At 42.0% G+C, this 21,797-nt stretch carries 19 protein-coding genes; all 19 read left to right on the top strand.

All coding sequences use genetic code 11. From position 1 onward, the window contains the following. Nucleotides 1-14 precede the first annotated feature (14 nt). The 19 genes from BUF11_RS12635 (at nt 15) to mraZ (ending at nt 21,780) form a co-directional block, all read left to right on the top strand. Nucleotides 15-1,454: a glycoside hydrolase family 1 protein gene (locus tag BUF11_RS12635; RefSeq protein ID WP_073589225.1), complete on the top strand. Its 1,440-nt coding sequence runs from the start codon at nt 15-17 to the stop codon at nt 1,452-1,454. Nucleotides 1,455-1,534: 80 nt separating this feature from the next. Next, the gene (locus BUF11_RS12630) at nt 1,535-1,792 is read left to right on the top strand and encodes an HPr family phosphocarrier protein (protein WP_073589224.1); all 258 of its coding nucleotides are present in this window, start codon (nt 1,535-1,537) and stop codon (nt 1,790-1,792) included. 61 nt (nt 1,793-1,853) lie between these two features. After that, nucleotides 1,854-3,470: a phosphoenolpyruvate--protein phosphotransferase gene (ptsP, locus tag BUF11_RS12625; RefSeq protein ID WP_073589223.1), complete on the top strand. Its 1,617-nt coding sequence runs from the start codon at nt 1,854-1,856 to the stop codon at nt 3,468-3,470. A gap of 252 nt (nt 3,471-3,722) precedes the next feature. Next, nucleotides 3,723-5,204 (top strand): UDP-N-acetylmuramoyl-L-alanyl-D-glutamate--2,6-diaminopimelate ligase, encoded by a 1,482-nt coding sequence (locus BUF11_RS12615; RefSeq protein WP_073589221.1) that lies wholly within the window; start codon nt 3,723-3,725, stop codon nt 5,202-5,204. 35 nt (nt 5,205-5,239) lie between these two features. Continuing rightward, nucleotides 5,240-6,727, top strand: a complete 1,488-nt coding sequence (locus tag BUF11_RS12610; RefSeq protein WP_073589220.1) for a UDP-N-acetylmuramoyl-tripeptide--D-alanyl-D-alanine ligase — start codon at nt 5,240-5,242, stop codon at nt 6,725-6,727. 24 nt (nt 6,728-6,751) lie between these two features. After that, nucleotides 6,752-8,992: a replication restart helicase PriA gene (gene priA / locus BUF11_RS12605; protein ID WP_073589219.1), complete on the top strand. Its 2,241-nt coding sequence runs from the start codon at nt 6,752-6,754 to the stop codon at nt 8,990-8,992. A gap of 87 nt (nt 8,993-9,079) precedes the next feature. Beyond that, nucleotides 9,080-9,553, top strand: a complete 474-nt coding sequence (gene def, locus BUF11_RS12600) for a peptide deformylase (RefSeq protein ID WP_073589218.1) — start codon at nt 9,080-9,082, stop codon at nt 9,551-9,553. A 15-nt stretch (nt 9,554-9,568) separates the two neighbouring features. Beyond that, nucleotides 9,569-10,525 (top strand): methionyl-tRNA formyltransferase, encoded by a 957-nt coding sequence (gene fmt / locus BUF11_RS12595; RefSeq protein ID WP_073589217.1) that lies wholly within the window; start codon nt 9,569-9,571, stop codon nt 10,523-10,525. Between the two features lie 17 nt (nt 10,526-10,542). After that, nucleotides 10,543-11,247 carry a zinc metallopeptidase gene (locus BUF11_RS12590; protein ID WP_073589216.1) on the top strand — a complete coding sequence of 235 codons (705 nt, stop codon included), beginning with the start codon at nt 10,543-10,545 and terminating at the stop codon, nt 11,245-11,247. Further along, nucleotides 11,237-12,637, top strand: a complete 1,401-nt coding sequence (rsmB, locus tag BUF11_RS12585) for a 16S rRNA (cytosine(967)-C(5))-methyltransferase RsmB (protein WP_073589215.1) — start codon at nt 11,237-11,239, stop codon at nt 12,635-12,637. Before BUF11_RS12590 ends, rsmB begins: the two co-directional genes overlap by 11 nt. Continuing rightward, nucleotides 12,630-13,673, top strand: coding sequence for a 23S rRNA (adenine(2503)-C(2))-methyltransferase RlmN (gene rlmN, locus BUF11_RS12580; protein ID WP_073589214.1), 1,044 nt, complete (start codon nt 12,630-12,632; stop codon nt 13,671-13,673). Before rsmB ends, rlmN begins: the two co-directional genes overlap by 8 nt. Nucleotides 13,674-13,701: 28 nt before the next feature. Next, entirely contained in the window at nt 13,702-14,427 is a 726-nt protein-coding gene (locus BUF11_RS12575) for a Stp1/IreP family PP2C-type Ser/Thr phosphatase (protein WP_073589213.1), read from the top strand. A 14-nt stretch (nt 14,428-14,441) separates the two neighbouring features. Then, complete coding sequence (pknB, locus tag BUF11_RS12570; RefSeq protein WP_073589212.1) at nt 14,442-16,607, top strand: Stk1 family PASTA domain-containing Ser/Thr kinase; 2,166 nt, start codon at nt 14,442-14,444, stop codon at nt 16,605-16,607. Nucleotides 16,608-16,698: 91 nt separating this feature from the next. After that, on the top strand, nt 16,699-17,580 hold the full coding sequence (gene rsgA, locus BUF11_RS12565; RefSeq protein ID WP_073589211.1) for a ribosome small subunit-dependent GTPase A: 882 nt from the start codon (nt 16,699-16,701) through the stop codon (nt 17,578-17,580). Between the two features lie 21 nt (nt 17,581-17,601). Further along, nucleotides 17,602-18,282: a ribulose-phosphate 3-epimerase gene (gene rpe, locus BUF11_RS12560; protein ID WP_330393884.1), complete on the top strand. Its 681-nt coding sequence runs from the start codon at nt 17,602-17,604 to the stop codon at nt 18,280-18,282. Beyond that, a complete protein-coding gene (locus BUF11_RS12555) occupies nt 18,279-18,935 on the top strand; it encodes a thiamine diphosphokinase (protein ID WP_073589210.1) in 657 nt (218 codons plus the stop codon). The genes rpe and BUF11_RS12555 overlap by 4 nt, the downstream gene beginning before the upstream one ends. 13 nt (nt 18,936-18,948) lie before the next feature. Continuing rightward, nucleotides 18,949-20,046 (top strand): redox-regulated ATPase YchF, encoded by a 1,098-nt coding sequence (gene ychF, locus BUF11_RS12550; protein WP_073589209.1) that lies wholly within the window; start codon nt 18,949-18,951, stop codon nt 20,044-20,046. Nucleotides 20,047-20,063: 17 nt separating this feature from the next. Further along, nucleotides 20,064-20,996, top strand: a complete 933-nt coding sequence (gene lgt, locus BUF11_RS12545) for a prolipoprotein diacylglyceryl transferase (RefSeq protein ID WP_073589208.1) — start codon at nt 20,064-20,066, stop codon at nt 20,994-20,996. 355 nt (nt 20,997-21,351) lie between these two features. Beyond that, nucleotides 21,352-21,780 (top strand): division/cell wall cluster transcriptional repressor MraZ, encoded by a 429-nt coding sequence (gene mraZ / locus BUF11_RS12540; RefSeq protein ID WP_073589207.1) that lies wholly within the window; start codon nt 21,352-21,354, stop codon nt 21,778-21,780. Nucleotides 21,781-21,797 lie beyond the last annotated feature (17 nt).

The raw sequence follows: 21,797 nt of genomic DNA, 5'->3' as shown, positions 1-21,797 counted from the left end.
CAGGAGGAGTGCATATGAAGGAATTACAGAATGGCTTTCCGAAAGATTTTCTTTGGGGAGGAGCCATTGCAGCAAATCAGGCAGAAGGAGCATGGGATGCAGAGGGTAAAGGTCCGGGCCTTGCCGATGTGGAGATTCTGCCGGAAAAGTACAGCAGACAAAATATAGTTGGCTTTTATCATACAAAGGAAGAAATCGAGAAAGCCCTGTCCGATAAAGAGGGGTATTATCCAAGAAGGTCAGCCATTGATTTTTATCACAGGTTTGAGGAAGATCTGGAACTGATGAAAGGAATGGGTTTTAAATGCTTTCGAACTTCTTTTAACTGGCCCCGGATTTTTCCAAAAGGCAATGAAGCAGAACCAAATGAAGCCGGGCTTAAGTTCTATGACAGGCTTATTGACAGTATGCTTGAGAAAAACATAGAACCCGTTATGACAATTTCCCACTATGAGATGCCCCTTTATCTGGCAACGGAATATAACGGATGGCGTAGCAGGGAAACCATAGACTTTTTCTTAAACCTTTGCAGAGTCCTGTTTGAAAGGTATCAGAACAAAGTAAAGTACTGGATTATCATAAATCAGGTCAACATGGCGAAAGACTGGTCAGAGTTTGCTTCCCTTGGAATGTTAAAAGACAGCTTTGCAGATGACCGTAACAGTGCTGTTTACCAGGCTCTTCACCACCAGCTTGTGGCCTCTGCAAAGGCGAAAAAGCTGGCGAAGGAAATTAGTCCCAAGATGCAGATTGGAATGATGAACGGAGAAGATTTTGTATATCCTGCCACCTGCAAACCGGAGGACGTTTTCGCGGCAATGGAGAGAAACCGAATGAATAATTACTTCTGTTCTGATGTACTGGTCAGGGGAGAATATCCCGGATATGTTTGTAAGTATTTTAAAGATCACCATATCACAGTGGAAATTACAGAAGAAGATGAAAAGGTACTAAAAGAAAATACCGTGGATTTCTTATCCTTCTCCTACTATTTTACCCAGACCTTAAGTGCCGGTGATGCCAAAAGGCCGCAGCCGAATCCCTACATTGAAAAATCAATCTGGGGCTGGGCGACGGATCCTTTAGGATTACGCCATTCACTGAATCAATACTGGGACCGTTATGGACTGCCGATTTTTATAGCGGAGAACGGACTGGGTGCTTTGGATGAAGTGACGGAGGATGGAAAGATTCATGACCAGTACCGTATTGATTATCTTGCCGCACATATTAAGGCAATAAAAGAAGCCATAAAAGACGGCGTTCAGGTATTCGGATATGCTTCCTGGGGTTCCATTGACATTATCAGCTGCTCTCAGGGAGAGATGAGCAAACGTTATGGTTATATCTACGTAGACCTTGATGACAGGGGCAAGGGAAGCGGTAAACGCTTGAAAAAAGACAGCTATTATTGGTATCAAAAAGTAATTGAATCCAATGGTGAGATTATTTAAGAGTTTTGGAACATCATATACAGTGTCCGCTTAGTCAGACAGCGAAGTTTAAGCTGTCTGACGGCAGCATGGAGGTAGATATGAAAGAATTTCAATATACAGTAACCGATCCGTTAGGTATGCATGCAAGACCTGCCGGATTGCTCGTTAAGGAAGCATCTTCCTGCGAAAGCAGTGTGAAAATTATAAAAGGTAAAAAAAGTGTAGATGCGAAGAGAATCTTCGGAGTAATGGGCCTGGCGGTGAAATACGGTGAAAGAATAACCGTAACAGTGGAAGGGGCGCAGGAAGATAATGAAGCAGCCAGACTGGAAGAATTCATGAGAGATAACCTGTAATCCGTTGCCGGAGCAACCAAAGATGGCGGTACGCAAAAGTTATCGGTCAGGAGGGAATGCTATGAATAGATATAAGGGGAAAAGTGCCTTTCCCTCTATTGCTATTGGGAAAATAATGGTCTTAAAAAAACAGGAGAATACCATCTCCCGTACACATATAGATGATACAGGAGCAGAGATAGAAAGATTTGAAGAAGCAAAGAAGGAAGCACTCTTACAGCTGAATGACCTTTATCAGAAAGCATGCAAAGAAGCAGGAGAGGCAAATGCCGCAGTATTTGAAGTCCATCAGATGATGTTAACAGATGAGGACTTTTTGGAAGCTGTTAAAAACATCATTGAGCTGCAGTCGGTGAATGCAGAATATGCGGTTTCTGTTACAGCGGATAATTTTGCCGGAATGTTCGCGGATTTGGATGATGATTACATGAAAGAGCGCGCAATTGATGTAAAAGATGTGGCAGGACGAGTCGTAAATATCCTGTCTCAAAGAGAAGGAACTGCAAATCACTTTGAAGAGCCTGTCATCATACTCGCAGAGGATCTGACGCCCAGTGAGACAGTACAGTTGGATAAAGAAAAGGTACTTGCCTTTGTAACCAAATCAGGCTCCCTTAATTCCCATACGGTCATACTGGCAAGAACAATGAATATCCCGGCATTAGTAAGTACCGATATTGATATCTTAGAGGAATATAATGGTGTTTTAGCCATTGTAGACGGCCACACCGGACATATTTATCTAAACCCCGATGAGGAAACTTTGAGTAGGATAAAGGAAAAGCAGGCCGGTGACCTGGAAGAAAGAAAATTGCTTCAGGAGCTGAAAGGAAAAGAAACTGTTACGAAAGCCGGACAGAAGATTCACTTGTATGCCAATATCGGCAGCGAAAACGATTTGGGATATGTGCTGCAAAATGGTGCGGAAGGAATCGGTTTGTTCAGAAGTGAATTTTTGTATCTGGAAAACAGGGATTATCCTACGGAGGAGCAGCAGTTTTGCGCATACAAAAAAGTATTGGAAACCATGGGAGGCAAAAAGGTAATCATACGGACCCTGGATATTGGTGCCGATAAGCAGATTGATTACTTTGGACTGGAAAGGGAAGAAAATCCCGCAATGGGATACCGGGCAGTCAGAATCTGCCTGGACCGTCCGGACATCTTTAAAACTCAGCTAAGAGCCCTATACCGGGCGTCGGTTTTCGGAAATCTGTCTATTATGGTGCCTATGATTATATCTGCAGAGGAAGTTACCAGGGTCAAACAAATCATACAGGAAGTAAAAGATGAACTGGACGAAGACGGCATGAAATATTGCAGTACAGAGTTTGGCATTATGATAGAAACTCCGGCTGCTGTAATGATTAGTGGCCAATTGGCAAAAGAAGTTGATTTCTTTAGTATCGGCACCAATGACTTAACACAATATACTCTGGCAATTGACAGGCAGAATCCCAAGCTGGACAAGTTATATAATCCCCATCATCCTGCCCTTATGGAGATGATAAACATAACCGTACAAAATGCCCACAAAAACGGTATCTGGGTCGGAATCTGCGGTGAGTTGGCTTCTGACCTTACAATTACGGATACACTGGTATCCCTTGGAGCAGACGAACTCTCTGTTTCCCCTTCCTATATATTGCCTCTCCGTAAAAAAATCAGGGAAATGTAATTGTTTTTTGATTACAGCTTTCTGCCGCATTTGGGACAGGATATAAAATCCGCGCTGTGCCGGAGACCGCCTCTTTCATTGACAAGGTATGTCCGGTGTTATATAATGAACAAAAGCATGGGTAATACTGTCGGCAAGAAAAGCCCGTCCGGGGCAGCCCTGGATGGGCTTTTCTTTTTCGGAAAGACGGTTGTTATCCAAAGGATGGAATAGGAATAACAGATTATCATATATTTATATGGGAGGTTTATTATGCTGTTAGGTGAATTATTGGAAAAAATAGAATATAAGCTCGTAAGAGGAACCTTGGACACGGAGATTCTTAATCTGGTATATGATTCCAGAAAGGTAACGGAAGGTTCCGTTTTTGTATGTATCAAGGGATTTAAAATAAACGGGCATGATTATGCAAAAGAAGTAATAGCCAAGGGAGCAAAGGCTTTAATCATATCTGAAGAAGTTGAGACAGAAAGCGGGGTTACTTTGATTAAGGTGGAAGATACCCGCCTTGCCTTAGCCTGCATGTCGGCCGCATTCTTTGGCTATCCGGCAGAGAAATTAAAAACCATCGGGATTACAGGTACCAAGGGAAAGACTACCACTTCCTATATGGTACGTTCCATATTAGAAAATGCAGGATTAAAGACCGGGCTGATCGGAACAATTGAAGTCATCATTGGGGATGAGGTTATTCCTGCCGCCAATACCACACCGGAGTCCTACCAGATACAGGAGTATTTGGCTAAAATGGTAGAAATAGGCTGTAAATGCGTAGTGATGGAGGTATCCTCCCAGGGGCTTAAGCTTCACAGAGTAGCTGGCTTTACCTTTGATTATGGTATTTTTACCAACATCGAGCCGGATCATATCGGACCGGATGAGCATAAGGATTTTGAAGAATATATGGAATGCAAGGGCATGTTGTTTAAGAATTGTGTGACAGGTATAGCAAATGCCGACGACCCTCATATGAAGGAGGTTCTAAGGGGATATACCTGTAAGCTTGAAACCTATGGGATAGACAGGCAAGCAGATCTGATGGCTTATAATATCAACCTTCACAGCAGGGAAGGAAGCCTTGGGGTTACCTATCAGTTAAAGGGGCTTTTAGATTATGAGGTATATGTAAATCTCCCGGGAAAGTTCAGTATTTATAATTCCCTGACAGCCATTGCTATTTGCAGGCATTTTGACATCCATAAGGAGGAAGTTTTAAAGGCACTTACAATGGTTAAAGTAAAGGGAAGAGTAGAACCTGTAAATATTTCCTCCAAATTTTCCATGATGATTGATTATGCCCACAATGCCATGAGCTTAGAGAGCCTTTTAACAACCCTAAAGGAATATAAACCAAAGAGGCTGGTGTGCTTATTTGGCTGCGGAGGCAACCGTTCAAAGCTAAGAAGATATGAGATGGGGGAAATATCCTCTAATCTTGCTGACCTGACAGTAGTAACCTCCGATAATCCGAGATTTGAAGAACCCGAGGATATTCTTAACGATGTTATAACAGGGGTTAAAAAGGGAAAGGGCGAATATATAGCAATCATAGACAGAAAAGAAGCAATTAAATATTGCATTGAAAATGCACGTGAGGGTGATGTCATTGTGCTTGCGGGTAAAGGGCATGAGGATTATCAGGAAATCAAGGGTGTGAAATATAAGATGGATGAAAGAGACCTTATCAGGCAGGCCGTAGAAGAAATAAAGGCAGAAGGTAAGACCATCATATAAGAGAAAGTTTAACGAATAGAAGGCAGGATATTACAATGGAAGCATTAACAATAAAGGAAATCGCCCAGGCAGTGGGAGGAAGTATTCTCTGGGGAGATGAAAACAGCAGAATAGAAGAGGTCACAACAAATTCAAAGAAGGCAGCGGAGGGCTCCCTTTTTGTGCCGATTGCGGGAGAAAGAGTTGACGGCCATGACTTTATAAAAGATGCTCTTGCAGGCGGTGCGGCAGCTTGCTTATCACAGAGAAAGATAGAAGAAGTAGAAGGCAAAGCCTGCATATTGGTAGAGGATACCTTACAGGCTTTACAGAAATTCGGCACCTGTTACAGAGAGAAGTTTTCCATACCTGTTATAGGAATTACAGGGAGTGTGGGAAAGACTACCACCAAGGAGATGGTAGCCGCTGCCCTTAGTGCTGCCCGTAATGTGTTAAAGACCGAAGGAAATATGAACAGCCAGGTTGGGCTTCCGCTTATGATGCTAAAGCTTTTAAAAGAGCATGAAATGGGTGTTATCGAGATGGGTATGAGTGAAGAAGGAGAGATGGCAAGGCTTTGTAATATTGCACAGCCGGAAGCTGCCATCATGACAAATATCGGTATCTCTCACATTGCCCAGCTAAAAACCAGGGAAAATATCCGCAAGGAGAAGATGAATATAATCAATGCCTTCAGGGAGGGCGGCTGTCTGGTATTAAACGGGGACGACGACTTGCTGGGCGAAGCGGCATGCTGTTTAAAAAGCGGCGAAGTGAATATTGATTTATCAGAGGTAACAAGAGAAAAGTTTAAGTCCAGCCAGGTTATTACCTATGGAACCGGAGAAGACTGTGATTTCAAAGCTTCTGATATAAGAACGGTATCAGAGGAGACTACCTTTACGCTTACCTATCCAAAGGATAAGGACAGCTTAAATCTTACTCCTTTTCACAAGGAAAATTCCTTAAATGAAAAGAGTACTTTAACAGAAGAAGTTAGCTTAAAGGTCCCGGGGCTCCATAATGTTTACAATGCACTGGCAGCACTTGCTGTTGCCTGGTTCTATCAGATACCGGTAAGTACGGCAAAGGAAGGTTTAAGAGAGTACCGTCCCATTGCAATGAGAGGACAGATAACAGTTGTACATGGGATTAAGATTATTGATGATTCCTATAATGCCAGTCCGGATTCCATGAAGAGCGGGATAAGGGTACTTAAGGAGCTGGAGAATGTCAGACGTCATATAGCAGTGTTGGCAGATGTGAAGGAATTAGGGGAAATATCAAAGCAGAGCCATTATGAGGTAGGACAGTTTATAGCAGGAGAAGGTATTGCCTGTGTCGTTACCATAGGGGAAGAGGCTTATTATATTGCAAAAGCAATAAAAGACAGCGGCGTATCAACAGAGACTCATTCCTTTACAAACAATCAGGAGGCAACAGCCTTTTTGCAATCCTATCTAAAGAGCGGAGACGGTGTTCTTATAAAGGGTTCCAGAGGCATGAAGACCGATGAAATCGTAAAGGAACTTACCAAAGATTAATGAAAGAAAGGCGGAAGCAAGGTAATGAAATATGCAGATATCATAGTTGACATTTCACATGAAGACCTGGATAGAACCTATCAGTACCTGATTCCGGATGATTTAAAGGCAAAGGCGCTGATTGGCATACAGGTATTAATACCCTTTGGCAAAGGCAACAGGCAGATAAAGGGATATATTATAGGACTTTCGGATATCCCTAAATGGAGGGAGGAGGCTATTAAGCCAATTACTTCCATTTTGGAAGATACCTTAATGATAGAGGGGCAGCTTATCACTCTGGCAGGCTGGATTAAGGACACCTTTGGCTCAACCATGAATGAAGCGCTAAAAACAGTGCTGCCTGTAAAGCGGGCTGTAAGGCAAAAGGAAAACAAAGTAATCAGGGCAGCCCTTTCAAAGGAGGAGCTTTCTGCCGTTTTAGAAAGGGAAAAAAAGAAGAATAATAAGGGGAGAGTAAGGCTGTTACAGGAGCTTCTCATACATCCCTCCCTTCAATTTGAGCAGGTTAAAAACGATTTAAACATTTCTGCGGCAACCGTAAAAGATTTGGAAAAAATGGGAATAATACAAAGCGAGGCAAGTGTTCTTTACCGCAATCCCGTAAAGCAGCAGCCTGCAGCCTTAAAAGCGGTTACCTTAAGCCCTTCCCAACAGGAAATCGCAGAGGATTTCTTAAAGGATTACAAAGAGGGAATCCGAAAAACATATCTTTTGTATGGAGTAACAGGCAGCGGAAAGACGGAAGTTTACATTAATATTATTGAAGAAATAATAAAGACAGGTAAACAGGTAATCGTTCTGATACCTGAAATATCCCTGACCTATCAGACAGTAATGCGTTTTTACCAGAAGTTTGGAGAAAGAGTATCCATTATGAACTCCAGGCTTTCCCAGGGAGAAAGGTATGACCAGTATATCAGGGCAAAAAACGGAGACATTGATATCATGATAGGGCCGAGATCAGCGCTTTTTACGCCCTTTAAAGATCTTGGACTGATTATTATGGACGAGGAGCATGAGGGCAGCTATAAAAGTGAGAGTCCTCCTAAATACCACGCCAGAGAGACTGCCATTGAGAGGGCAAGGCTGTGCGGTGCAAGTGTTGTCTTAGGCTCTGCCACACCGTCCCTGGAATCTTATAAGAAAGCTCTGGAGGGGGAATATACTCTCTACCGGCTTTCCGAAAGAGAGGGAATAAGGCAGATGCCCACTATCTGGACAGTTGACCTAAGAGAAGAATTAAAAGCAAGGAATAAGTCCATATTCAGCAGAAAGCTTAAAAGCATGATAGAAGAAAGGCTTCAGAAGAAAGAGCAGGTTATGCTCTTTCTTAACCGCAGGGGCTATGCGGGCTTTGTCTCCTGCAGGAGCTGCGGGCTGGTGTTAAAATGCCCTCATTGTGATATTTCTTTAACTTCCCATAATAACGGAAAGCTTGTCTGCCATTATTGCGGCTATGAGGAAAGCTTTCCGGATAAATGCCCTTCCTGCGGTTCGAAGTATATAGCATCCTTTGGCACCGGCACCCAAAAGGTAGAGGAAATGGCAAAAAAGGAATTTCCGGGAACCAGAATCCTTCGTATGGATATGGACACTACGAAGAAGAAGGGCGGACATGAGGAGATTCTTTCAGCTTTTGCAAAGGGACAGGCAGATATCCTTGTAGGAACCCAGATGATAGTAAAAGGACATGATTTTCCAAGAGTTACTCTTGTTGGCGTTCTGGCAGCGGACTTGTCCCTTTACGCAGCAGATTTCAGAGCTTCGGAGAAGACCTTTCAGCTTCTTACTCAGGCAGCCGGCAGGGCGGGCAGAGCAGAACTTCCGGGAGAGGTTGTCATACAGACCTACCAGACAGACCATCACAGTATTGTATATGCCGGCAAGGGGGATTATGAAGGTTTCTATAAGCAGGAGATGCTTTACCGGAAGCTGATGTCTTATCCGCCTGCTTCCCATATCCTGGCTGTCTTAGCTGCATCCAAAGAAGAAGAAAAGGCATTGAAAGCTTCGGAGCTTTTAACGGAAGCACTGAAGCAATGGGTGGATAAGGAAGAGCTTATAAAATACCATGTGATTGGACCTGCACCGGCAAGACTTTCAAAAGCCAACGATATCTTCCGGTTTTGCTTTTATATAAAGGAAGATGATTATCAAAGACTAGTAGCAGCAAAGGATTTTCTGGACGGTTTTTACCGTTTTAGTGAGGAATTTCAGGGAATTGTGGTACAATTTGACTTTGACCCCATGAACAGTTATTGATTTTCAGTCTGAAAATAGGTAAAATAAACGTATGTTTTTCATAGATTAAAAATAAATTTTTTGGCTATGTATTCGAAAGGAGTTTAAATGGCAATTCGTAATATAAGAACAATCGGAGATTCCATCTTAAACAAGAGAGCAAAAGAGATAACGGAAATGACTCCGAAAATAAAGACATTAATACAGGATATGCTTGATACAATGTACGATGCTTATGGTGTTGGTCTTGCAGCTCCACAGGTAGGCATTTTAAAGAGGATTATAGTAATTGATGTATCGGAAGAGAATGATGCGCCTATCATTCTTATAAATCCGGAAATCCTTGAAACAGACGGAGAACAGATTGGAGAGGAAGGCTGCCTTAGCGTACCCGGAAAGTCCGGCGTTGTAAAGCGGCCCAACTATGCAAAGGTGAAGGCTCTGAATGAGAATATGGAAGAAATCACCGTAGAAGGGACGGAGCTTTTAGCAAGAGCTCTGTGCCATGAGATCGATCACTTAAACGGTGAGCTTTATGTCAATAAGGTAATCGGAGAGCTTCATTCAAACAGTGAGGAATAAAGGAGTACCAAACTTATGAATATTGTTTATATGGGAACACCGGAGATAGCAGCGGTAGTATTAAAAGCACTGCACGATGCCGGACATCATATGATAGCGGCAGTGACCCAGCAGGATAAACCCAAAGGAAGGGGTAATCAAGTACAGTATCCTCCTGTCAAGGAGCTTGCTTTAAGCCTTGACATTCCTGTATATCAGCCAAGGCGTGTGAAGGAACCTGAATTTATAGAAGTATTGAAGGAGTTAAATCCGGAAGTTATCGTAGTAGCGGCCTTTGGACAGATTCTTCCCAAAGCTGTCTTAGAGATTCCAAAGTATGGCTGTATTAATGTACATGCATCCCTGCTTCCAAAATATAGGGGGGCAGCGCCCATTCAATGGAGTATCATCGAGGGAGAAGAAAAGACAGGTATCACCATTATGCATATGGATGAGGGATTAGATACCGGAGACATGATAAGTAAAGCAGAGGTTAACATTGACCCGAAAGAAACCTTTGGAAGCCTTCATGATAAGCTGGCAGAAGCTGCGGGTCCTTTGTTATTGCAGGCACTTTCTGATATTGAAGCCGGTAAGGCAAATAGGATAAAACAAAAGGATGAAGAATCCTCCTATGCGAAGATTCTTGATAAATCCATTGGGCATATTGACTTTAACCAGCCTGCAGAAAAGATTGAAAGATTGATCAGGGGCTTAAATCCCTGGCCCAGTGCCTATACGGCCTTAGAGGGAAAGATTCTTAAGATTTGGGATGCTGATGTTATTTCGGAAGCTGCATATTCCGAAAAAGCATTTCCTGGAGAAGCAGTACTTCCTGGAGAAGTACGTGAAATTGAAAAAGACGCTCTGTTGATACAGACAGGAGAAGGCGTTTTAGCAGTGAAGGAATTGCAGCTTGAGGGAAAGAAAAGAATGACAGCTGAAAACTTTTTGAGGGGATACGAAGTGAAAGTAAAAACCTTGCTTCAATAAGAAAAGGAGGATTTTTAATGTATCCATACTATTATGCCTTTGATCCCACATATATATTAATTATTATTGGTGTGGTTCTGACTCTTTTAGCATCTGCGGTAGTAAATACCACCTTCCGTAAATATTCCAGAGTCCGAAGCTTATCCGGTATGACCGGTGCGCAGGCAGCGCAGAAAATATTAAATTCGGCTGGTATATATGATGTTTCAATTCAGCATATAAGCGGGAACCTTACGGATCATTATGATCCGCGTGGGAAGGTTTTAAGGCTCTCGGATGCTGTATATGATGTAACTTCGGTTGCGGCTATTGGTGTAGCCGCCCATGAATGCGGACACGCCATCCAGCACCAGAACAGTTATATACCCTTGCGTCTGCGTACGGCTATTTTTCCCATTGCCAATTTCGGTTCTAAAATAGCCTGGCCGTTAATTGTGGCCGGAATTATACTAAGCATGTCCCAGACACTGATTTATGCGGGAATACTTTTGTTTTCCTTTGCCGTTTTATTTCAGATAGTCACACTTCCGGTAGAATTCAATGCTTCCAGGAGAGCGGTAAAGATTCTGGATGAATCCGGAATTCTTTACGGGGATGAAGTAAATATTACAAAAAAGGTTCTTGGCGCGGCAGCCTTGACCTATGTAGCAGGAGCCGCCGCCGCTATTCTTCAGCTTTTAAGGCTGCTTATCCTGTTTGGAGGGAGAGACCGTGACAGATAAAAAGAAATCTTCCAGAGAACTGGCATTGGATATCCTTTTAGAGATTCTGGAAAAAGGAGATTTCAGCCACACTCTGCTAAATAAAACCTTGAAAATGCAAAATACCCTGACAAAGCAGGACAGAAGCTTCATCACCAGATTGGTGGAAGGAACCTTAGAGAGGCTTCTTACCCTTGACTATATCTTAAACAGCTATTCCAAAGTCAGGGTAGAAAAAATGAAACCCTTTATCAGGAACCTTCTTCGCATGTCCCTTTATCAGTTAAAATACATGGATCAGGTACCGGACAGCGCAGTCTGCAACGAAGCGGTCAAGATGGCGGAAAAGAGAGGTTTTAAAAGCCTCTCAGGTTTTGTGAACGGCGTATTAAGAAATATCGCAAGAGATTCCAGAGGGGATATATTGCCCGGTGAAGAAAAGGACAGAGAAGAGTATTTGAGTATTCTTTATTCCACACCAAAATGGATGATAGAAAAATGGCTTAAGGAATATGACTACGAGACTGTAAAGAAGATGTTAACAGCCCAATTTGAGGAGAAAAAACACACAACCATACGGGTAAATCTGGCAAAGAACACGGCAGGGGAGCTTGCAGACAGATTAAGGGAAGACAGCATAGAGGTAAAAGAGGGAAGCTATCTGGACTGTGCCCTTAAGATTCAGGGTTTTGAAAGTCTGGATTCCATAAAAGCCTTTAAAGAAGGAAGATTCACAGTACAGGATGAGAGCTCCATGTTGATCGGACTCATTGCGGGTATTAAAGAGAAGGATTACATCATAGATGTGTGCGGGGCTCCGGGCGGAAAAGCTCTTCATGGGGCAGAGCTGCTAAAAGGCACCGGCATGTTAGAAACCAGGGATGTTACAGATTATAAGGTATCCCTGATACAGGAAAACATAGAGAGAATGGGTTTTCACAATATCAGAACGGTAAAATGGGACGCCAGGATAAAGGATGAGGACAGTATCTCAAAGGCTGATATTGTAATTGCAGACCTGCCCTGTTCCGGCCTTGGCGTTATTGGAAAAAAGCCTGATATCAAATACAATATGACTTTGGAAAAACAAGGGGAGCTTGTTAAGCTGCAAAGAGAAATCCTTTCTGTCGTAAGCAGTTACGTAAAGGAAGGCGGTACCTTGATCTATAGTACCTGCACGGTAAACAGGGATGAAAATCTTGGGAATGTAGAATGGTTTATGGAAAATCATCCTTTCTGTCTTCAGAGCCTGGAAGATTATCTTCCCCAAAAACTTTCCGGTGAGACGAAGGAGAAAGGCTATCTTCAGCTGGTTCCGGGGATTCATGATACGGACGGCTTCTTTATGGCGAGGTTAAAAAGGAATATCGGGTCAAAAGCCGGATATTCGGGAAAGAGGTTTCATGAGTAAAACGGATATAAAGTCCTTCAATAAAAAGGAATTGGAGGAATATCTGATTGCTGCCGGCGAAAAGCCTTTCAGGGCTGCACAGGTTTATGAATGGCTTCATGTTAAGCTTATTCAGGACTGTGAAGAGATGATCAATATCCCTAAAAGCCTTAGGACTTTTCTGACGGAACAAGCGGATCTTAAAGAACTCAAGTTAATAAAGACTCTTACATCGAAAACAGGAGAAACAGCAAAGTTCTTATTCCAGCTTGAGGATGGCAATCTGTTAGAATGTGTTCTTATGAAATACCATCACGGGAACAGCATATGTATATCCTCCCAGGTAGGCTGTAAGATGGGCTGCCGCTTCTGTGCTTCAACGTTAAATGGCTTTGAACGGAATCTCACAGCCTCGGAAATGCTAAACCAGGTATATCTGGTACAAAAACTTACTGGTGAGAGAATCTCCAATGTGGTGGTTATGGGTACGGGAGAGCCTCTTGATAATTATGATAATCTTGTAACCTTTATCAGGCTTTTAACGGATGAGAACGGACTTCATATCAGCCAGAGAAATATTACCGTATCTACCTGCGGACTTGCGGACAAGATCAGAAAGCTGGCAGAAGAAAAGTTTCAGATAACCCTGGCCCTGTCTCTTCATGCTTCCAATGACACTGTCAGAAAAGAACTTATGCCCATTGCCAACAAGTTCTCCATTGAAGAGGTTCTTAAGGCCTGTGATTATTATTTTGAACAAACGGGCAGAAGAATGACTTTTGAGTACAGCCTCATAGCCGGAGAGAACGACAGTAAGGAGCAGGCAAGAGAACTTTCTGCTCTGTTAAAAGGGAAGAACGCCCATGTAAATCTCATTCCCGTTAACCCTATAAAAGAGCGGGATTACAGGCAATCCCAGACTGAAAGTGTCAGGAAGTTTAAATTAATACTTGAAAAATACGGAATTAATGTTACTATTAGAAGAGAAATGGGTACAGATATCAACGCTGCCTGCGGACAATTAAGAAAAAGTTACATGGAAGAAACTTCCGAGTAATAGTTTGGAAGTTTTAGGAGGTACAGACATGAAATCATTTTCTATGACAGATACAGGAAAAACCAGGCTTGTCAATCAGGATTATGTGTATGCCCTAGAAGAAAATATAGGTAATTTAGAAAATATATTTATAGTTGCCGATGGTATGGGAGGACACAATGCAGGGGATTACGCTTCCAGGTTCTGTGTAGAAGTTTTTACAGAAACAATTAAAGCAGCAGGAGAAGGTCTGCCGGTTAGTACCATGTCCCGGGCACTTGCCGTTACCAATCAAAAGCTGTTGGAAGAAGCAAAGAGCAGACAAGAACTAAATGGTATGGGTACAACTTTTGTTGCAGCGACTGTTCTAAATAATACCCTTTATGTTGCCAATGTAGGTGACAGCAGGCTGTATCTGATACGAAACAAAGAAATAAAACAGATAACGGAAGATCATTCCCTGGTGGAAGAAATGGTAAAGAATGGGGAGATAGAAAGAGAGCAGATGCGCTTTCATCCCAATAAAAATATTATTACCAGAGCGCTTGGCGCCAGTGAAACGGTTGTGCCTGATTACTTTGAGGTAGAGCTTAATAAGGAAGACATAATACTAATGTGTTCCGATGGGCTTTCCAATATGATGGATGATAAGGATATACTGGAGATAACGAATGAATTTCCGGATGATTTGGAAGGTGCCTGCGGGAAACTGGTGGGAAGAGCCAATGATAATGGCGGAAAAGACAATATATCTATCGTTATGATAAAAATGTAAGAAGAGGTGAGAACATGTTAAAACCGGGTATGTACATCAGTGACCGATACGAAATAATTGATAAAGTTGGTTCCGGTGGTATGGCAGATGTTTATAAAGCAAAATGCCACAGACTGAACCGCTATGTAGCTATTAAGGTACTGAAACCAGAGTTCAGCGATGATACGAACTTTGTAAAGAAATTCCGAGGAGAAGCACAGTCAGCGGCAGGCTTATCCCACCCTAATATTGTCAGTGTATATGATGTAGGAGATGACAACGGTCTTTACTATATCGTTATGGAATTAGTTGAGGGAATAACCTTGAAGCATTTTATTGAGCGAAAGGGTAAGCTTGAGGTTAAGGAAGCAGTGGGAATTGCCATACAGATAGCCATGGGTATGGAAGCTGCTCATAACAACCACATCATTCACAGGGATATCAAACCACAGAATATTATCATTTCCAAGGAAGGAAAAGTTAAGGTTACGGATTTTGGAATTGCAAAGGCGACAAATTCCAATACGATAACCTCTAATGCTATGGGGTCCGTGCATTATCTTTCACCGGAGCAGGCAAGAGGAGGCTACAGTGATGAAAAGAGTGACATTTATTCATTGGGTATCACGATGTATGAAATGCTGTCCGGACAGGTACCCTTTGCCGGAGATAATACGGTGTCCGTAGCCCTATTGCATATTCAGGGAGAAGCAATACCTCTTAGGGAAATTGACCCTTCCATTCCTTTAAGCGTTGAAAAGATAGTCCAGAAATGTATGCAGAAAAAGCCGGAAAGACGGTATCTTTCTGCTTCAGAGCTTATTGCGGACTTAAAACGCTCTATCTCCAATCCCAACGGGGATTTTGTGGTAATACCCGCAGCGGCTGCTACAGATTCTCCCACAATAACAATTTCAGAAGAAGAAGTCAGCCATATCAAAAATGCGTCTTTTCATTCCGGCAGAAATACCGGTTCTTTTGACACGGTAAAAGGAAATACCAATCCTGATTTAAGACATACGAATACAAATCTCAATAAAAAAGTAAAGGATGATGAGGAAGAGATTGACCAGGTAGACCCCAGAATAGAGAAAATCATACTGATTGGCTCCATTATAGTTGGTATTATTCTGGTGGCTTTGATTATCTTCTTTACAGTGAATATATTCCACCTGTTCCCTAATAATAAAGGGGAAAATAATAACCCGGTAGAGACTACGGCTACACCTACGGCAACACCGACAGAGGAAGAAGTACAGACAGTGATTATGCCTTCCGTAGTTGGTTATTCCCTGACGGATGCTGAAAAGATGCTGGCAGAAAAATCAGAGGATTTGCAGATTATAAAAACTGAAAAAGCCTCCGATACGGATGCAAAAGGCATTGTTATGGAGCAATACCCTGCCAAGGGAGCAGAGATTGACAGCGACGGAGAAGTGAGGTTAGTAGTAAGCCTTGGTCCTGACAGCTTTGAGCTGCCGGATGTGTATAACCATCCTCAAAAAGAGGCGGAAACTACCTTAACAGATAAAGGACTTAAAGTGAAATTTAATTCAGAATATAATGATACGGTAGCGGAAGGCAGCGTTATCTCTACAGAGCCTATCAGGGGCAGCCTGGTGAAAGAAGGCGATACCATTACCGTACTTCTAAGCAAGGGGCCCGAAGATACCACCGTATTGGTTCCGGATGTGCGTAATCTTAGCAAGGCAGATGCCGTAGCCAAGTTAAAGGAAAAAGGCCTGGCAGCAGGAAATATTACAAAGGATTATTCCGATACCTATGCAAAAGGAAAGGTTATGAACCAGGGACCTACGGGAGGTTCGGAAGTAACGAAAGGGTCAGCAGTAGACCTGGTACTTAGCTTAGGACCCCAGGGAAATGATACTCCTAAGTCTTATACCGGTTCCGTTACCATTGATGAGAATCCTTTCGATTATCCGGGAGATAGCGGTATCATACTGATTCAGATGGTACAGGACGGTAAGACTACCACCTTGCAGAAGGAAAATAAGGACTATGACAGTTTCCCCATCAGTATTTCCATAAGCAGCCGCAGCGGTTCTGACGCAACGGTAATCATGTTTATAGGCCGAGAAGCTAGCGAAGGAGATCCGGGAGCAGTATCGGAAAACGGTAAGTGGGTTGTATATGAAGAATATGGTAATTCCTGGAACGTAACATTTACTCCGGAAAATTAGTTGTGAAAGAGGTTAGGTTGAAAAATAAATTTTTCAACTACGTATTCAGGAATATCAAATCAGAGATTTGATATTCACGAAAGAGGTTAAGATGACAGGAAAGATAATAAAAGGTATCGGCGGTTTCTATTATGTATTCGCAGAAAACATGGAAATCTATGAATGCAAGGCAAAGGGTATTTTCCGCAATCAGAATATTAAACCGCTGGTAGGCGACGATGTTCTGATGGATATTCTGGATGAGAATTCTAAAAAGGGCAATATAACAGATATCAGGGAAAGACAGAACGAACTTATAAGACCTGCTGTAGCAAATGTTGATCAGGCACTGATTATATTTGCTGCAGCTAAGCCTGCACCTAACCTTAATCTTCTTGACCGGTTTTTGATTTTGATGTTAAAGCAGCAGGTAGAAACGATTATTTGCTTTAATAAGAAGGATGTTGTAACGGAAAAAGAAATCGCTTTACTGGAAGAAACCTACCGGAATTGCGGATACCATACATTGTTTACCAGTACGTATACAGAAGAAGGAATCATTTCCCTAAAGGAATTGCTTGCGCATAAAACCACGGTGTTAGCGGGACCGTCCGGTGTGGGAAAATCCTCTCTTGTCAATTTACTTTCTCCGGAGGCAAATACAAAAACAGGAGAAATCAGTGAAAAGATACAAAGAGGGAAGCACACTACAAGGCATTCCGAGCTGATAGCAATGGGAGAAGGCGGATTTGTAATGGACACGCCTGGCTTTAGTTCTTTATACTTAGCTGACATGGAAAAGGATGAATTAAAGGATTTTTTCCCGGAATTTAATGAATATGCGGATGAATGCAGATTTTTAGGCTGTATGCATTTAAATGAACCCGGATGTAAGGTAAAGGAAGCACTTTCGGATGGGAAGCTTAGCCGTATAAGATATAAGAATTATAAGGATTTGTTTGAGGAACTAAACCAAAAGAAAAAGAAATATTAAGATTGAATATTTGGGAAAGGCATGGCTATTGATATGTATAAATTGGCACCCTCAATCCTGGCCGCCGACTTTTGGCGTCTTGGGGAATATATAAAAGAAGTAGAAGAGGCAGGGGCAGATTATCTTCATATAGATGTGATGGATGGAGCATATGTACCAAGTATTTCCTTTGGGGCACCTGTTATTAAGTCCATAAGGAAAGAATCAAAGATGGTATTTGATGTACATCTTATGGTAGAGGAACCTATCCGCTATCTGGAGGATTTTAAAGAGGCAGGAGCAGATATCATTACAGTTCATGCGGAAGCCTGCAGGCATCTGCACCGTACAGTGGCTAAAATAAAGGAATTGGGGCTGAAGGCAGGAGTTTCTTTAAATCCTTCTACGCCGCTTGTGGAGCTGGAATATATCTATCAGGATATCGATATGGTACTTATTATGAGCGTTAATCCGGGATTTGGAGGCCAGTCTTTTTTACCGCTTGCCCTTGATAAAATAAAAACTCTAAAAGAAATTCTAAAGCAAAGGCAGCTGAATATTGATATAGAAGTTGACGGCGGAATTACTTTGTCAAATGTAGGAGAGGTTTTGAAAGCGGGAGCTGATGTTATAGTGGCGGGAACGGCCGTATTTAACGGCGACATCAAAAAAAATGTAATCGATTTTAAGAGTGCTTTTCCAAAGCCGGAGGCAGTTAAATGAATGGAATAAAGGTACTGATTGTAACCGGAGGGAAAGTTTCCCTTGCCTTTATGAAGGAGTATCTTGACAAAAAAGCTTTTGATAAAATCATAGCGGTGGACAAAGGACTTGAAGCAGTTCAGGCGCTTTCTTTAAAACCGGATTATATTATTGGAGACTTTGATTCCGTATCAAAGGATGTGATTGAATATTACAAAGGCCTTGAAGGGGTTAAGGTGGCAGAATATGATCCCATGAAGGATGCTACGGATACGGAATTGGGCATTTTAGCTGCGATGGAACTAAAGCCGGAAGAAATAGTAATACTTGGGGCTACCGGAAACAGGGCTGATCACATGATAGCGAATGTTTCTCTTTTGTATTTGCCCTTAAGAGAGAATATAAAGACCTCCCTGGTGGATGATCATAATAAAATCTATCTTATAAACCATGATACGGTTTTGTACCGTGGTAAGCTTCATGGACCTTATGTGTCATTGCTTCCCTTTACGGAAATCGTCAAAGGAGTTACCCTGAAAGGATTCTTATATCCTTTGCAAAAGAAGACTCTTACGTTAGGAAGCAGCTTAGGCGTAAGCAATGAAGTGACGGAAGAAAGTGCGGAAATTCTGATGGAATCCGGGATTCTATTGGTAATCGAAGCCAAAGACTGAAAGGAAGAAATATATGAAATTAGGTATAGTGGGTTTACCCAATGTAGGCAAAAGCACATTATTTAACTCTCTCACAAAGGCAGGAGCAGAATCTGCGAATTATCCTTTCTGCACCATAGACCCTAACATAGGTATTGTTGCAGTACCCGATGAACGCTTAAAGGTATTGGGAGATTTGTACCACTCTGAAAAGGTTGTGCCGGCGGCTATTGAATTCGTAGATATTGCAGGCCTTGTAAAGGGAGCCTCCAAAGGTGAGGGACTTGGAAACCAGTTTTTGTCCAATATCAGAGAGGTGGATGCCATAGTTCATGTAGTACGCTGCTTTGAAGACAGTAATATCATTCATGTGGATGGCAGCGTGGATCCGTTAAGGGATATCGAAACGATAAACCTGGAATTGATTTTTTCGGATATGGAGATACTGGAGAGAAGGTTTGCAAGAACCTCAAAGGGTGCTAAAAATGATAAAGCTCTTGCCAAGGAATTAGAGCTTTTAGAAAGGCTGAAAGTACACTTAGAGGGAGGAAAGCTTGCAAAGGGTTTTGCTGTGTTGGATGAAGAGGAGGAAGAACTGCTTTTATCCTATAACCTGCTTACCTATAAGCCGGTAATCTATGCAGCCAATGTGAAAGAAGAGGATTTGGCAGATGAGGGAGTAAACAATGAAAAGGTCGCGCAAGTAAGGGAATTCGCCAAAGCGGAAGGCTCCGAAGCGTTCGTTATATGTGCACAGATAGAACAGGAAATTGCAGAGCTTGAGGAAGAAGAAAAGAAAATGTTCCTTGAGGAATTGGGCTTAAAGGAATCGGGCCTTGAAAAGCTCATTGCTGCCAGTTACCATATTCTTGGGCTTATCAGTTACCTTACGGCAGGGCCCAAGGAAACAAAAGCATGGACTATTAAGAGAGGAACAAAGGCTCCCGGGGCCGCCGGTAAAATTCATTCCGATTTTGAAAGAGGCTTCATCCGTGCTGAAATCGTAAGTTATGATAATCTGACTGAATGCGGTAATTTTAATCTGGCAAAGGAAAAAGGACTGGTTCGTTCAGAGGGAAAAGAATATGTGGTACAAGACGGAGATGTCGTTCTTTTCCGGTTCAATGTCTAAGAAAGTGGTGATATGGGATGCTATTAAGTACAGGTACAAATATCAATTTTCCTAATCTGGGTATCGAGTTGAAAGATGTCGGGTCTTCCATTCATATATTTGGAATTTCAATTGCCTACTATGGTATGATAATAGCCCTTGGCATGGTTGCGGGATATCTGATGGCAGAATGGCAAGCAAAAAGAACGGGACAAAACACCGATTTGTACCTGGATTTTGCCCTATATGCAATTGTACTTTCCGTGATTGGTGCAAGAGTGTATTATGTAGTATTTAACTGGAATGAATATAAGGATTCGCCTCTTGAGGTTTTTGATATCCGAAACGGTGGACTTGCCATATACGGCGGTGTTATTACGGCAGTTTTAGTTGCCTTCATTTATTCCAAAATTAAAAAGATATCTTTTGGACTTCTGGCGGATACAGGCTGTCTTGGACTGATTACTGGACAGATTATCGGCAGATGGGGAAATTTTTTTAACCGGGAAGCCTTTGGTAAATATACAAATGGATTATTTGCCATGCAGTTAAATATTCAGGATGTGAGCAGTGATTATACAATGCCTTTGGCAAACCTGGCACAGAAATTTGCCGGAAAAGAGCAGGCTTACCAGGAGATTTTAGAGATCCGTAACCATACGGTGAATCTTGGTGGTGCCACATATATTCAGGTCCAGCCGACCTTTCTTTATGAGTCGGTGTGCAATCTGATATTACTCATACTTTTAATAATTTACTCAAAGCATAAAAAGTTTAACGGTGAAGTAATCCTCCTTTATTTATTGGGTTATGGACTGGTAAGGGTATGGATAGAAGGCCTTCGGACAGATCAACTGTTTTTATTTAATACGCCTATAGCTGTTTCACAGTTGCTTTCAGGAGTACTGGTTGTTGTATCAAGTATTATCATCCTTATCAAGCGTTATCAATTAAAAAAGAAAACTGCATAAACATACAGGAACTAAAAAGAAGGTGGGACTAATTTCCTACCTTCTTTTTTTGTCGTTTTTTGCGGCAAATAAAGGAAAGAAAAATAAGGCCTCCACAATATATGGTGTGAGGCAAATTTTATACCACAAAACTCCTAAAAAATGTAAAAATTGGAACGTAAATTTATTCAGAAAAGCTTGCCATATTAAATAAAGTGGTATAAAATAGCTGTATGAGTGGTGCAAAGTGGTGCGAAGTGGTTGTAAGTGGAGTAATAATGTGAAAAAGGCATCATATTTTTCACAACCTGATTTGAAACAGTAAATCATTTACAAACAAGTCTGCGATATACATGAGGACTAGGTGGTGAGATTCATGTTCATGGGAGAATATATCCATACGATTGATACAAAGGGAAGAATCATAATGCCCTCCAAATTCAGAGAAGAATTGGGAGAGGATTTTGTGGTTACTTTGGGATTAGATGGATGTCTTTTTGTATATCCTAATGAAGAATGGATGAGTTTCGTAAACCAGTTAAAGACCCTGCCCGGCACCAAGGAAGCAAGGCAGCTGCAGAGATATTTTATGGCGGGTGCCGCTAATTGCGAAGTGGACAAGCAGGGAAGAGTATTGATTCCATCAAAGCTTAGAGAAGCCGCAGCCCTGGAAAAGGACATTGTATTTGTCGGAGTACTAAGCAAGATTGAAATCTGGTGCAAGGAAAGATGGGACAGTAACAATAATTATGAGAATATGGACCAGATTGCTGAACATATGGCGGACTTTGGTTTAAGTTTTTAGTCTGGGAGAAGGATGAT

It is taken from the genome of Anaerocolumna xylanovorans DSM 12503 (assembly GCF_900143645.1).
GTDB lineage: Bacteria > Bacillota > Clostridia > Lachnospirales > Lachnospiraceae > Anaerocolumna > Anaerocolumna xylanovorans.
This window is presented reverse-complemented; position numbering and strand designations above follow the sequence as displayed.

Bases quoted from the DNA above. Each gene is read 5' to 3' on its own strand.
- BUF11_RS12610 (WP_073589220.1), top strand. From the start codon at position 5,240: ATGGAAGCATTAACAATAAAGGAAATCGCCCAGGCAGTGGGAGGAAGT.
- BUF11_RS12555 (WP_073589210.1), top strand. From the start codon at position 18,279: ATGAATGGAATAAAGGTACTGATTGTAACCGGAGGGAAAGTTTCCCTT.
- pknB (WP_073589212.1), top strand. From the start codon at position 14,442: ATGTTAAAACCGGGTATGTACATCAGTGACCGATACGAAATAATTGAT.
- lgt (WP_073589208.1), top strand. From the start codon at position 20,064: ATGCTATTAAGTACAGGTACAAATATCAATTTTCCTAATCTGGGTATC.
- BUF11_RS12590 (WP_073589216.1), top strand. From the start codon at position 10,543: ATGTATCCATACTATTATGCCTTTGATCCCACATATATATTAATTATT.
- ptsP (WP_073589223.1), top strand. From the start codon at position 1,854: ATGAATAGATATAAGGGGAAAAGTGCCTTTCCCTCTATTGCTATTGGG.
- def (WP_073589218.1), top strand. From the start codon at position 9,080: ATGGCAATTCGTAATATAAGAACAATCGGAGATTCCATCTTAAACAAG.
- mraZ (WP_073589207.1), top strand. From the start codon at position 21,352: ATGTTCATGGGAGAATATATCCATACGATTGATACAAAGGGAAGAATC.
- ychF (WP_073589209.1), top strand. From the start codon at position 18,949: ATGAAATTAGGTATAGTGGGTTTACCCAATGTAGGCAAAAGCACATTA.
- rpe (WP_330393884.1), top strand. From the start codon at position 17,602: ATGGCTATTGATATGTATAAATTGGCACCCTCAATCCTGGCCGCCGAC.
- rlmN (WP_073589214.1), top strand. From the start codon at position 12,630: ATGAGTAAAACGGATATAAAGTCCTTCAATAAAAAGGAATTGGAGGAA.
- rsgA (WP_073589211.1), top strand. From the start codon at position 16,699: ATGACAGGAAAGATAATAAAAGGTATCGGCGGTTTCTATTATGTATTC.
- BUF11_RS12630 (WP_073589224.1), top strand. From the start codon at position 1,535: ATGAAAGAATTTCAATATACAGTAACCGATCCGTTAGGTATGCATGCA.
- BUF11_RS12635 (WP_073589225.1), top strand. From the start codon at position 15: ATGAAGGAATTACAGAATGGCTTTCCGAAAGATTTTCTTTGGGGAGGA.
- priA (WP_073589219.1), top strand. From the start codon at position 6,752: ATGAAATATGCAGATATCATAGTTGACATTTCACATGAAGACCTGGAT.
- BUF11_RS12615 (WP_073589221.1), top strand. From the start codon at position 3,723: ATGCTGTTAGGTGAATTATTGGAAAAAATAGAATATAAGCTCGTAAGA.
- fmt (WP_073589217.1), top strand. From the start codon at position 9,569: ATGAATATTGTTTATATGGGAACACCGGAGATAGCAGCGGTAGTATTA.
- BUF11_RS12575 (WP_073589213.1), top strand. From the start codon at position 13,702: ATGAAATCATTTTCTATGACAGATACAGGAAAAACCAGGCTTGTCAAT.